The organism is Staphylococcus sp. TE8 (assembly GCF_000692055.1).
Lineage (GTDB): Bacteria > Bacillota > Bacilli > Staphylococcales > Staphylococcaceae > Staphylococcus > Staphylococcus capitis.
This window is the reverse complement of the sequence record NZ_JMGB01000002.1, coordinates 481552-496063: the sequence shown is the minus strand read 5'-3', so window position 1 is coordinate 496063 and position 14512 is coordinate 481552. Positions and strand designations below refer to the sequence as shown.

Below are 14512 nucleotides of genomic sequence, written 5' to 3'. Positions count from 1 at the left end.
GTATTAATTGATAAGGTGAAAGCCCATCTCGCTAGAAAAAGTGAGGTGGGCTTTTTTGTGCATTTTTGATTGAATGGATATTTTTAGTGAATTCATAGGCTTTTATTTGTAAGGGTCTAATTTTTATATATAAAGATGAAATATGATAATTATATATAAATTAGGGAATATATATTAATGTATAGGACATCTGGGGGGATGAAAATGGACTTAAATAAATTAATTACTCTAATCGAAAATAAAAAGCACAATGAGTTATATAGGATGTTTTCTAAAAGTTTTAAGCGCTCTATTAGTAAACGCATGTTAAAGGAAACATTAGATCTATATATGAAATATGCGAAGAAACATACTTTGTATGTTGATATAGGTAATGAAAAGAGTGGCGAAAAAATCTGGCTAGATGAATACCAAAATTATGGTATTTTCGTGTTATTGGAAAATGATGTTATTTATAGTTTAATACTGAAACCCCTCTATTATTTTAAAGATAAATGGACGAAACAGACTTATGATCTTCCTATTAAAGATGAATGGCTAATATATTGGGGTGGAGATAACGAATTATTTAATTACCACTATAACTATGAAACGCAACGCTATGCATATGATTTAGTGAAACTAGTCAATGGTAAAACGATGTATGATGGTGGTCAATTTTGTTCAAATTATTATAGTTTTGGGGCGAATGTGGTTGCACCGATTTATGGAGAGGTTGTCAAAGTTGTGAACCATATTAATGATAATACGCCTGGAAACACAAATGAGAGTGAGCCATATGGAAATTATGTAATGATGAAGCATGGCGATCATGAGTATAGTGTTCTTGCCCATTTAAAGAAGCATTCGATTACTGTACATGAAGGGGATTTAATTTATGCGCAAGAAGTGATTGGCCAGTGTGGCAATTCAGGAAACTCTACCGAACCTCATTTACACTTTCAAGTTATGAATGCCCCTGATTTGGAAAATGGTCAATCATTGAAGATTCAATTTAAAGATTATAATAATCCTATTAAAGGTGAAATATTAAAAAATGATTGATGGAAATTACTCGATTGAATGTCGAGTAATTTTTTTATGTTTCAAAACCCTTGATATCAAAGGTATTACGCACAATACACTTTCGCTTAATTTCATTATGCATAATATAATTATTAATTTTATTGCAGTTTAATTAATAAAAATAAATAAATACAGTTTATCAAAGTTTAAATACTAACATAAGTTTTTGACATAATGAACATATTATTTATACAAATAATTTATAAATGAAAAGTATGTGAATAAAATGCAGTTTCCATTTACTTAACAGAAAATTAAAATTACGATGGCACCGTAAGTTGCTTTTTCAAAAATTTATAGGAGGTTACGAGATGAAAAATTTTTCAAAATATGCACTTACAAGTATCGCAGCACTTACGGTCGCAAGCCCCTTTGTCACTATGGATGGCCATGCTAAAGACAAGTCAGTAAAACAAGACATTGATGCGAAGGTTACTCAACAGACTGACGCACCAAAAGCACTTAAAGCATTGCCTGGTTCAGAAAACGTTAAGAACCATTATAAAGACTATGTTGTCACTGATGTAAAAAAAGACAACAAAGGATTTACGCACTACACTTTACAACCTAAGGTAGGTAACGTCTTTGCTCCTGATGAGGAGGTTAAAGTACATGTGAATACTGAAGGCAAAGTTGTATTAATTAACGGTGACACTGACGCGAAGAAGGTGAAACCAACTAATGAGGTGTCGATCAACAAAGAACAAGCATCTAAAAAAGCGTTTGAAGCGGTTAACCTTAATCCTAAAAAAGCGAAAAATATGAAAGAAGACGCCGTCAAAACAAATAAAGTAGAAATCGATGGTAAAACAAATAAGTATGTTTACAATGTAGAATTGATTACCACAATACCTAAAATTTCACATTGGAATATCAAAGTTGATGCAGAAACAGGCCAAGTTGTCGATAAACTAAATCTCATCAAAGAAGCAGCGACGACAGGTACCGGTAAAGGTGTGCTTGGTGATACGAAACAAATTAATATCAATAGTGTAAATGGAGGATATGCGTTACAAGATTTAACGCATCAAGGACAATTAGCAGCTTACAATTATAGTGATAACACTGGCCAACATTCGCTCATCAAAGATAACGATAAAAACTTCACAGATGATAATCAACGTGCTGGTGTTGACGCTAATTACTACGCTAAACAAGTGTATGACTACTATAAAGATACTTTCGGTCGTGAATCATATGATGATAGAGGAAGTTCAATTATCTCTCTAGCCCACGTAAACAAATTCCAAGGTTCTGATAATAGAAATAATGCCGCATGGATTGGCGATAAGATGATATATGGGGATGGAGACGGACGAACATTTACAGCACTATCTGGTGCAAATGACGTTGTAGCTCATGAAATCACACATGGTGTAACCCAAGAAACAGCGAATCTTAATTATCGTAATCAATCAGGTGCTTTAAATGAAAGTTTCTCGGATGTCTTCGGTTACTTTGTCGATGATGAAGATTTCTTAATGGGTGAGGATGTGTATACACCAGGACAAAATGGAGATGCACTAAGAAGTATGTCCAATCCCGAACGATTTGGACAACCATCTCACATGGATGATTATGTAAATACACAATCAGATAATGGTGGTGTACACACTAACTCTGGAATTCCTAATAAAGCAGCTTACAATACAATACGTAGTATTGGAAAGGGTAAAGCACAACAAATTTACTACAGAGCGCTCACAGAATATTTAAGTTCAAATTCAAACTTTAGTGATGCTAAAGAAGCGCTGTATCAATCAGCTTTAGATTTATATGATAAAAACACAGCTAACCAAGTAGCAGATGCATGGGACGACGTTGGTGTATAAATAATTGAAACTTTAAATCGTTTAAATCAGCCATAAACAATCTATCAACGAACATAATCAACGCCTTAATAAACAAGAATTAATGTTAAACACTTACAAATATTAAACGCCTTAATAAATGATGATCAAACAATGTTTGGCTTCATGTGGCCCTTACTCTAACAGTAGAGTAGGGGCTTTAAAATATTCTTAGGGAGGAGACTGCGGGTTGTCTAGCCGAAGTGAGACGGCAGTCTATTGATTGAAACTATTAATAGATATTCTTAACTCTACCTAACCTTTTTATTCTATCTTATAAATGTTATAAAGAGTGAAAGAGACAATACAAATGAGGGGTTATAAACACGAATGATCCAATGAAAGATTTTAATTTAAGAGACGTTATAGGAATATTGATTATGGGATTCGTTAGTTTTTTTAAGTTGCCTTTACTAAATGTCGTATTATTAGCATTGCTTATGATTATTGTGACATCTTTTATAAATGAAAAATTATGCTCTAAAAGCAATATTACTAGGAGAGAAGAGGATGAAAAAGATAAAACAACTTGAAGTTATTGATATTCTGTTAATCATTATTAGTTTATTAGCCGTTTTAATTGGAGTTTTGCAGATATTTAATTTAATACACGTATCGCCAATCATTACGTTAATACTTCTTATAATCATTGTCGTCCTTAATCTGTTTAAGTCATTGGATGAACATAAACATTCCAAATAGAAAATAAAGTGTTAGGAGATAAGAAGTGCGTAAATTATTAAAGAAGTTAACTAAAAAAGATTTCGTATTGATTGTCATTTTATTTATAGTTGCAGTGATGTGCTTCTTAAATACCTTTGACATAGTAAAGTTGTCAGAAAGCCAATCTAATTATGTTGCCACTATTTATACCATTATCGTTTTTATTAGTTTGATTCGAATAAATAAGAAAGATAAACACGATCAATGATAGAAAGGTTTAGGAGTTGATTGGGGTTGAATAAATCTGAGCAAGGTCTGAATATTATAGATTTCATTTTATTTACACCACTAATCATTCTTTTCTTCATTAATATTTTAATATTCACTCATTTGATTCACGTATCTGCATTTTATTCTAACTTATTATCAATCATTAATTCGGCTTTATTAATGATTGGATGGATTAGAATGATTTATAAAGATAAGACATCTTAGACATTGTACAAATGATTGTTCAATGTCAGTTATACATTAAAGTGATGTATAGTACTACCTGTGTTACTCAATATTTGTCACAAAATTTTACATACTTTCTCATATATTTTTAACATTAGAATGATAAATTATTATTAAATAAAAAGAATTATTAAAGTTTAAATGAATTTAAATTAGATTTAGTGAGGAGTTTATCATTTAATGAAAAAGAGTAAACGTCAGGATTTAGTAACCATGATTGTTAAACAAAATCACATCTATAAAAAAGCAGATATCATTGATTATATTGATGATCACTTTGGCATTCGTTATAGTATGACAACCATTGCGAGAGACTTGAGAGAACTTAATATTTTTCGTCTGCCAGCTGAGAGCAAACAATTTGAATACAAAATTTTAAATAATCAATCGCAAATCGACGCTAAAATTAAGCTAGATGATTATCTAGAAACAGAAATCATTAGTACCGTGATTAAAGAATCATATATACTTATAAAGACGTCACCAGGATTTGCGCAAAGTATCAATTATTATATTGACCAATTACAACTTAAAGAGATTGTTGGTACTATAAGTGGCAACGACACTATTATGATACTTACTCATTCTAAAGCAATGGCTGAATATGTGTATTACAAAATATTCAATCATAATTATTCATAATCTCTCATATCTGAATAATGAATCGAAAGGCCTGGTAAACGTATTGCATGCGTTTGCTAGGTCTTTTATATTACTAAAGTTATTAATTCACATATTGACTAACTATTCATTTAAGTGAATAAAAAACTTTTTATCGAAACATTCATTATTTCATATTAGCTGAATATTCATTTTCCATACGAAATAACAATACAAAAATGTATAAACAATCATATAAATGTATTGAATAACCAAATTGTACAAAACTTTCTACATTGAACTTGTGAATATAATCACATAAATATATGTGAAATCACTATATACTCATGTTGAAGTTACAGAAAAGGAGGAAATGAATATGGCAGATGGACCCATTCAAGTAAACAGTGAAATTGGTAAACTTAAAACCGTTTTACTTAAACGTCCAGGTAAAGAGTTAGAAAATTTAGTTCCAGATTATTTAGGTGGTTTACTATTTGACGATATTCCTTATTTGGAGGTTGCTCAACAAGAGCACGATCGGTTCGCCAAAGTGTTACAAGATGAAGGAGTAGAAGTACTATACTTAGAGAAACTTGCTGCAGAAAGCATTGAAGATTCAGATATTAGAGAACAATTCATCAATGATGTGTTAGCAGAATCTCGTAAAACAATTCTTGGTCATGAGAAAGAAATAAAAAAATTATTCTCAACATTATCTAATCAAGAGTTGATTGATAAAGTTATGGCTGGTGTGCGTAAAGAAGAGATAAAATTAGAATCTACGCATTTAGTTGAGTATATGGATGACAAGTATCCATTCTATTTAGACCCAATGCCTAACTTATACTTCACTCGTGACCCACAAGCATCAATAGGTCGAGGTATTACAGTGAATCGTATGTTTTGGAGAGCTAGACGTAGAGAATCAATCTTCATTTCATACATTTTAAAACATCATCCTCGCTTCAAAGATGCGGATGTTCCGGTATGGTTAGACCGTGATTGTCCTTTCAACATTGAAGGTGGGGACGAACTTGTACTTTCTAAAGAAGTACTAGCAATTGGAATATCAGAACGTACGTCAGCTCAAGCTATCGAACGCTTAGCACGACGTATATTTAAAGATCCGTTATCCACTTTTAAAAAGGTAGTAGCAATTGAGATTCCAACTAGCCGTACATTTATGCACTTAGATACAGTTTGTACAATGATTGATTATGATAAGTTCACAACGCACTCTGCAATCCTTAAAGCTGAAGGTAATATGAACATTTTCATTATTGAAAATGATGAAGCTAGTGATGACATTAAAATCACTCATTCAAGTCACCTTAAACGAACATTGGAGGAAGTACTTGGTGTTGATAATATCGAGTTAATCCCAACTGGTAATGGTGATGTGATTGATGGTGCACGTGAACAATGGAATGATGGTTCAAACACATTATGTATCCGTCCAGGTGTAGTAGTCACATATGATCGTAACTATGTATCAAATGATTTGTTAAGAAAACGCGGTATTAAAGTAATTGAAATTCCTGGAAGCGAACTAGTTCGCGGACGTGGTGGCCCAAGATGTATGAGTCAACCATTATTCAGAGAAGATTTATAGAATAGTATTCAAACACCTGTTATAGTGTAGTTGAAATCGCTTTCAATTTTAAGACTAATCATATTAAGTTTTGAAGGCGCTGATGATTTACACTGCGACTAATTAGATGAAAGGGGCGTATATTATGGAAAAAATCCGGAAACCATTTGACTTAAAAGGAAGATCACTACTTAAAGAATGTGATTTTACCAAAGAAGAATTTGAAGGTTTAATAGATTTTGCCATGACGTTAAAAACGTATAAACAACAAGGCACACCGCATCGTTATTTAGAAGGTAAAAACATTGCATTACTTTTTGAAAAAACGTCTACACGTACGCGTGCTGCATTCACAGTCGCATCTATTGATTTAGGTGCACATCCTGAATTTTTAGGAAAAAATGATATACAATTAGGAAAAAAAGAATCTGTTGAAGACACTGCGAAAGTATTAGGCAGAATGTTTGATGGTATAGAGTTTAGAGGTTTCTCACAAGAGAAAGTAGAACAACTTGCAGAATTCTCTGGTGTACCAGTTTGGAACGGATTAACAGATGATTGGCATCCAACACAAATGTTGGCAGACTTTATGACAGTAAAAGAAAACTTCGGACATCTTGAAGGCATTAATTTGACTTATGTCGGTGATGGACGTAATAACATGGCACATTCATTAATGGTAGCTGGTGCGATGCTTGGTGTAAATATTAGAATTTGTACACCACAAGCACTAAGTCCTAAAGATGCTTATGTAGAAATTGCTAGAGATTGTGGCTCTAAATATGGTGGTTCCGTGTTAGTCACTGATAAGATCGAAGAAGCAGTTAAAGATGCCGATGTTATTTATACAGATGTATGGGTATCTATGGGCGAAGAAAGTGAGTTTGAAGAACGCATTAATTTATTGAAGGACTATCAGGTCAATAAAGCGATGTTCGAATTAACTGGTAAAGACAGTACAATCTTCTTACATTGTTTACCAGCATTTCACGATACACAAACAGAATACGGTCAAGATATATATGATAAATATGGCCTCAGTGAAATGGAAGTTACTGATGAAATCTTTAGAAGTGAGCACTCTAAAGTATTTGATCAAGCCGAAAATCGCATGCACACAATTAAAGCTGTTATGGCTGCTACACTAGGCTAGATTAAATCTACACAACATCATGAGGAACTATAGACTTACAACATACAAAACAAATTGAGCCACTCCAAGTGTATGAAGTCAAATGAGTGATTGTGTTTATCATATTCGAGCAGTGATGAATCAAGATTAAACGTTCATCATCATTAAGTCGTTACGAATTGACCGTTATCAATCCGTCCGTAGTCACATGTTTACTAACCCGTTTAATGTAACGGTCGTAACTATCTTTCACACCTTTCCACAACACCCACTCTCGCATACTGACTTAATGACAGGATATGAATGAAAGAAAATACACTATTAGTTTCAGCACAATGATAACAATTAAAGGGAAAAGTAAGTCTATAGATTCCTACTTCTAAAGGAGAAATGAATATGAGCGAACAAGGAGAAAATAAGTTAAGTCGATCATCATTGATAGGTCTTGTAATAGGATCAATGATAGGTGGCGGTGCATTCAATCTCATGTCTGATATGGGAGGACAAGCTGGTGGTTTAGCCATTATTATAGGATGGGTTATCACAGCCATAGGCATGATTTCATTAGCATTCGTTTTCCAAAACCTTACAAATGAACGACCGGATCTTGATGGCGGTATATACAGTTATGCCCAAGCTGGTTTTGGCGATTTTATCGGCTTTGCAAGTGCATGGGGATATTGGTTCTCTGCATTTTTAGGGAACGTCGCGTACGCAACATTACTAATGTCTTCCATCGGTAACTTTTTCCCAATTTTTAAAGGTGGTAACACATTCCCAAGTATACTCGTTGCTTCAATTTTATTATGGGGTGTTCACTTTTTAATACTTAAAGGGGTAGAAACTGCGGCGTTTATTAATAGTATTGTTACGGTTGCCAAGTTAATACCTATATTATTAGTCATTATATGCATGTTAGTTGCCTTTAATTTTGAAACTTTTAAAGAAGGATTCTTCGGAATGAATGCACATGGTGCACTACCATTTAACTTTGGAGACACAATGTCTCAAGTGAAAAGTACAATGCTCGTCACTGTATGGGTATTTATCGGTATAGAAGGTGCTGTCGTCTTTTCAAGTCGTGCCAAAAGTAAGAAAGATGTAGGTACTGCAACAGTAATAGGATTAATTTCAGTGTTACTCATCTATTTCTTATTAACTGTATTAGCACAAGGTGTTATCATTCAAAACCATATCTCTCAATTAAACGCACCATCTATGGCACATGTCCTTGCTTACATCGTAGGTGATTGGGGTTCAACACTTGTAAACATCGGACTAATTATCTCAGTTTTAGGTGCATGGTTAGGTTGGACACTACTTGCCGGAGAGTTGCCTTTTATCGTTGCGAAAGATGGATTATTCCCGAAATGGTTTGCTAAGGAAAATGAAAACGGCGCACCAGTCAATGCATTATTAATCACTAACATATTAGTTCAAATTTTCTTGATTAGTATGTTGTTCACTGACAGCGCGTACCAATTTGCATTTTCATTAGCATCTAGTGCCATTTTATACCCATATATGTTCAGTGCCTTTTACCAAGTTAAGTACACTATTGAACATAAACAACACGCGACACCTAAACAATGGACAATAGGTATACTCGCCTCATTATACGCAGTATGGCTAGTCTATGCTGCAGGATTTGATTATTTATTATTAACAATGTTGCTTTACATTCCTGGTCTTATCGTTTATTCAATCGTTCAAAAAAATAACCAAACACGCTTAACACGCATTGACTATATCTTCTTCGCTATCATTATCATTCTATCTATTGTCGGACTTATACGACTATGTAGTGGCGCGATTAACGTGTTCTAGAAAAAGGAGCGAACTGTTATGGATAAAAAAATTGTCATCGCATTAGGTGGTAATGCGATTCAGACGTCTGAAGGTTCAGCAGAAGCACAACGACGGGCTATTCGCATGACCATGCAAACACTTAAACCACTATTTCAATCCGATAATGATATTGTCATTTCGCATGGTAATGGTCCTCAAATAGGTAATTTATTGATTCAACAATCTCAATCTGATAGTGAACAAACGCCCGCTATGCCACTTGATGTATGTGGGTCTATGACACAAGGTATGATAGGCTACTGGTTAGAAACAGAAATTAACCGTGTACTATCTGAGATTGGCAGTGACAGAGCTGTCGGTACTATTATTACTCGTGTAGAAGTCGATAAAGATGATCCGAGATTTGATCGACCAACTAAACCGATTGGTCCATTTTATACTGAAGAAGAGATGCAAGAATTGAAAGAAGCGCAACCTGAGGCTATCTATAAAGCAGACTCAGCTGGTCGTGGTTATAGAAAGGTTGTCGCATCACCTTTACCAATTTCAATACTTGAACATAAATTGATAAGTACACTTGTTGAACAAAAAAATATCATCATTGCATGTGGTGGTGGCGGTGTACCTGTTATTAAGAAAGATAATACTTATGAAGGTGTTGACGCCGTCATTGATAAAGACTTCGCTAGCGAGAAGTTAGCTGCCTTAATTGATGCGGATACGCTAATGATTTTAACCAATGTAGAGCACGTGTATATTAATTTTAAAGAACCTAATGAAGAAAAGTTAACAGATATTGATGTTGAAACTTTGAAACGTTACGCGAAAGAGGGTAAATTCGCTGAAGGATCAATGCTACCTAAGATAGAAGCGGCGATTGATTTCGTTGAAAGTGGGGAGCATAAAGAAGCGATCATCACTAATTTGGAAAATGCTTATCAAGCGTTCGACAAGCAAGCAGGTACACATATTCATAAATAATGAATGATTATGCTATTGGAGATTTAAGAACGATGGCCCCTAATCAAAAAATATAACATCTTTGAAGCGGTTCTTCTTTGACACTTACCCCGTTAACAACTTGTAAAAGATGTTTGGTTGTTCCTCTATCCAATAGCTTAGGTAGTAAGGAGTTTATGTTATGGCTGGAAATCAAATGTTTTGTAGAGAAAATGAACTTGATGAAAGTTTTAAACAATTAGCGTCATATATTCATATACCTGTAGGTGTCTTACTTCCATTTAAAAGCCAATGCTTTGTGAGACATTATAGTAAGGGTCAGGTAATTTACTTTTCGTCAGATGAAACGACGCATATCTATTTATTAATAGAAGGGAATATAATGAGAGAAAACTTTAATCTTAATGGTGATGTGTATCGTTATTTAAATAGAGAAAAAGTGTTATTTCCCTTAAACAATTTATTTCAAGATAAGGCGCCAAATGAAATGTGCACCGCATTGACGAATTGCGAAGTGATTGGCATACCTAAAGATTTAATTGAATATCTTTGTAAAAATCATGAGGATATCTTTGTAAGGTTATTTGAATTATTGAGTGCAACACAATGCCAACACATTGAATATAATATGGCGTTAACCAGCAAGCTTGCGAAAGAACGCGTAACAAAGATATTACGCTATCTTTGCCAAACAGTTGGTTATGATAATGATGAATTTTATGAAATTAAGCAATTCATGACGATACAACTGTTGAGCGATATGGCCGGTATATCTAGAGAAACCACAGGTCATATCATTAATGAACTTCGAGAGGATAAAGTTCTATTCAAAAGTAATAAAAACTGGTTAATCAGCAAAGATTTATAATGACACTTAAAAAATTTAATATTTCATAATTACTTTAGAGCGTTAGTTAAATGATATTCATATGAATTATTTAACTAACGCTTTTTGTTTTCTTAAAAAATTTACTAATATAAAAATAATACGTTGAAACGCTAAATATTCTGAAATAAAATTGAAATTCAAAAAATAACACCAAAAACAAATTTCATATATTTTGTGAATTATTAATAACATTTTAATTAACTCTTTTATATAAAAAGAAATTGTAGTATTATATTCTGTGTGATTATATAAATCACAAAATTTTTTTAGGGAGAGAAGTAATTTGAGAAAAAGAATGGATTTCGTGCCTAACAGGCACAATAAGTATGCCATTAGAAGATTTACAGTAGGAACGGCATCAATATTAGTTGGTGCAACATTAATATTCGGAGTGAATCATGAAGCTAAAGCGGCTGAGACTTCAACTGAATTAACTCAGGCACAAGTGGATGAAGATTGTTCGGGTATTACTGATCAAGGCCAGCAAGAAGAAATGTTAACAGAAACTCAAAACACACAAAACGACTATAACGAGCAACAACCAACTCAGCAAATAGACAACGATTGTATTATTGATGAAGTTCCTATGAACGAAGTTGAATATAGTGATGATGCATCATCCAAAGCCCAAGAAGAAGATGCTACATCATTAGAAAATGTTTCAACAGATATTAACACACGTAATACGGAGAATGAATCAGTTGACGCCCAATCAACTGATAACTGCATTGCAAATGAACAAACTTTTGACAACGAATCAGTGCAAGAACAAACAGATAACCAAGTGAACAACGACAATAATATAGATGAATTACAAAAAGCCCAAGAATATGAAACTCAAGAAGAAAATAATGATGCTAATCAATCATTGTCAGAATCAGCAGACTGTGAAAATGGTATTCAAGCAGGTTCTAACAATTACGATATAGAAGCAATAAGTGGTGTTTCCGAAAATAATAATGATGATTTAGATAATTCATCTGATGTCTCAGCTAATGGAGACGTTGCTGAAAATGTTTCAGCTTTAGATAGCAACTCAGATTGCGATTTATACGCGGATCGTAGCTTAGACTATGACACTGACTCAACAAGCAATGATTACAACACAGATAGTGATTACAATACAGATTGTGACTACGGCTCGGATCGTAGCTTAGACTATGATACTGATTCAACAAGTTATGATTACAACACAGATAGTGGTTACGACACAAACAGTGAATATAATACTGATTGTGATTACAACACAGATAGTGATTACAACTCAGACTGTGATTATAGCTCAGATAGTGATTCAGGCTTAGATTATGATTCAGATTCAAGCTATGATTCAGACTCAAGCTACGATTCAGACGCAAGCTATGATTCAGACACAGACTGTGATTACAACTCAGACTGTGATTCAGACTCAAGCTATGATTCAGACTCAAGCTACGATTCAGACACAGACTGTGATTACAACTCAGACTGTGATTCAGACTCAAGTTATGATTCAGATTCGGACTATGATTCAGATTCAGATAGTGATTTAGATTCAGATAGCGACTCAGATTCAGACTGTGGTTCGGATTCAGACTGTGACTCAGACTCAGACAGTGATTCAGACTCAGATAGTGACTCAGATTCAGACAGCGACTCAGATTCAGACAGCGATTCATACTCAGATAGTGACTCAGATTCAGATAGCGATTCAGACTCAGACTGTGGTTCGGATTCAGACTGTGATTCAGACTCAGACAGCGATTCAGACTCAAGCTATGATTCAGACTCAGACTGTGGTTCGGATTCAGACTGTGAATCAGACTCAGATAGCGATTCAGACTCAGACAGCGACTCAGATTCAGATAGCGACTCAGACTCAGATAGTGACTCAGATTCAGACAGCGGCTCAAATTGTGATTCTGGTTCAGAACATAAAGTACCAGTAGTACCAACACAGTATCATGAAATGACATCTCATCATGACTCAAACCATCATTATAATAATCTAGTGATGGAGCAGCATCATAAGCAAGAACTACCAGATACTGGTTATGATGTGGCAAATAATGGTACGTTATTTGGAGGTATTCTTGCAGCATTAGGATCATTACTTTTAGTAGGAAGCAAACGTAGAAGTAAGAAATACTAAACCATCATTTACTATTTAATTTTTAAACCCGAGCTTTGTTGCTCGGGTTTTTCTATGAAATAAAACAAAGTAAATGTAAAATAGAATTGAACACGAATGAAGGAGTGAAGCACATGGCTTTAATGACATTGAATTATAGTTCACCGACAATAGGTATGCATCAAAATCTTACAGTCATCTTACCGGAGGACTCAACTTACTTTGATAACTCCACTTCACCTAAACAACTTAAATCATTATTACTTTTACATGGTTTGTCGAGTGATGAAACCACTTATGTGAGATACACAAGTATTGAGCGATATGCTAATGAACATCAGCTCGCAATTATTATGCCTAATGTAGATCATAGTGGTTACGCTAATATGGCCTATGGTCATAGTTATTATGACTATATTTTAGAAATATATGAGTATGTACATCAAATTTTGCCACTCTCTAAAAAACGTGAAGATAATTTTATCGCGGGACATTCAATGGGTGGTTATGGAACGATTAAATTTGCGCTTACCCAACCAGATAAATTTTCCAAAGCAGCACCATTGTCTGCTGTATTCCAAGCGCAAACTCTCATAGATTTGGAGTGGATAGATTTTTCTGCTAAAGCTATCACTGGAGAGAATACTGATATTAAAGGTACAAATCTAGATACGTATCATCTTTTAGAACAAGCAATTGTTTCAAATGCGCAATTACCAGAACTTCTTATTATGTGTGGAACTGAGGATTTCTTATATGAAGATAATTTAGAATTTATTCGCACGCTTGATGAAAAGGGTATTGGTTATACATTCGAGGATAGCCCGGGTGAGCATAATTATGCATTTTTGGATAAGGCGATTAAAAGGGCCATTGAATGGTTTGTAGAATAATTAAAGTTGAATATTAAAATTTAACGATTATCTAAATATATTGAAATTTATATGAACTCAAAGCGCTTTCAGTTTGAAAATTCTACTCTGTGGTAGACACACAATATCCTAGTCATAATAAGATATTGTCTTATTGTATTAAGACAATGAATGACTTAGGTATAACTTTAGAAACACATATCGTATTAAGTATGACTCTAAAGATTTTGTCAGTCGCTACTCTTATTTTCTTGAAATTGATATAAAAGATTATATGATTACGCAAAGATATTTAGTTTATAACCGTAGTAATCTTATTTCCTAGAAAATAATTTATTTACCCCGTGTCATGATTAATTTGACGCGGGGTATTTGTATATAAGATTTTTACCTTGGAAAATTCAAAACCAAACGACTAAACCTAACTTTTAAAATGTAAAGAAAATGTAAAA

Annotated in this window: 12 protein-coding genes; all 12 read left to right on the top strand. The window is 33.8% G+C overall.

The annotated features are described in order from the left end of the window. Positions 1–204: 204 nt before the first annotated feature. The 12 genes from CM54_RS08750 (at position 205) to CM54_RS08685 (ending at position 14081) form a co-directional block, all read left to right on the top strand. A complete protein-coding gene (locus tag CM54_RS08750) occupies positions 205–1044 on the top strand; it encodes a M23 family metallopeptidase (RefSeq protein WP_037550672.1) in 840 nt (279 codons plus the stop codon). A 332-nt stretch (positions 1045–1376) separates the two neighbouring features. Next, complete coding sequence (locus CM54_RS08745; RefSeq protein WP_030062672.1) at positions 1377–2897, top strand: M4 family metallopeptidase; 1521 nt, start codon at positions 1377–1379, stop codon at positions 2895–2897. Between the two features lie 745 nt (positions 2898–3642). Beyond that, positions 3643–3846 carry a hypothetical protein gene (locus CM54_RS08730; RefSeq protein WP_030062669.1) on the top strand — a complete coding sequence of 68 codons (204 nt, stop codon included), beginning with the start codon at positions 3643–3645 and terminating at the stop codon, positions 3844–3846. A 26-nt stretch (positions 3847–3872) separates the two neighbouring features. Beyond that, a complete protein-coding gene (locus CM54_RS08725; protein ID WP_037550670.1) occupies positions 3873–4073 on the top strand; it encodes a hypothetical protein in 201 nt (66 codons plus the stop codon). A 201-nt stretch (positions 4074–4274) separates the two neighbouring features. Beyond that, the gene (locus CM54_RS08720) at positions 4275–4736 is read left to right on the top strand and encodes an arginine repressor (RefSeq protein WP_002436164.1); all 462 of its coding nucleotides are present in this window, start codon (positions 4275–4277) and stop codon (positions 4734–4736) included. Positions 4737–5073: 337 nt separating this feature from the next. Further along, complete coding sequence (arcA, locus tag CM54_RS08715) at positions 5074–6309, top strand: arginine deiminase (protein WP_037550668.1); 1236 nt, start codon at positions 5074–5076, stop codon at positions 6307–6309. A gap of 124 nt (positions 6310–6433) precedes the next feature. After that, positions 6434–7441, top strand: coding sequence for an ornithine carbamoyltransferase (gene argF, locus CM54_RS08710; RefSeq protein WP_030059225.1), 1008 nt, complete (start codon positions 6434–6436; stop codon positions 7439–7441). Positions 7442–7816: 375 nt separating this feature from the next. Continuing rightward, entirely contained in the window at positions 7817–9247 is a 1431-nt protein-coding gene (gene arcD / locus CM54_RS08705) for an arginine-ornithine antiporter (RefSeq protein ID WP_037550666.1), read from the top strand. Positions 9248–9265: 18 nt separating this feature from the next. After that, entirely contained in the window at positions 9266–10210 is a 945-nt protein-coding gene (gene arcC / locus CM54_RS08700) for a carbamate kinase (protein WP_037550664.1), read from the top strand. A 160-nt stretch (positions 10211–10370) separates the two neighbouring features. Beyond that, positions 10371–11057, top strand: a complete 687-nt coding sequence (locus tag CM54_RS08695; RefSeq protein ID WP_023351014.1) for a Crp/Fnr family transcriptional regulator — start codon at positions 10371–10373, stop codon at positions 11055–11057. A gap of 304 nt (positions 11058–11361) precedes the next feature. Further along, positions 11362–13209, top strand: a complete 1848-nt coding sequence (locus CM54_RS13080; protein WP_037550662.1) for a YSIRK-type signal peptide-containing protein — start codon at positions 11362–11364, stop codon at positions 13207–13209. 113 nt (positions 13210–13322) lie between these two features. After that, complete coding sequence (locus tag CM54_RS08685; RefSeq protein WP_037550659.1) at positions 13323–14081, top strand: alpha/beta hydrolase; 759 nt, start codon at positions 13323–13325, stop codon at positions 14079–14081. Positions 14082–14512 lie beyond the last annotated feature (431 nt).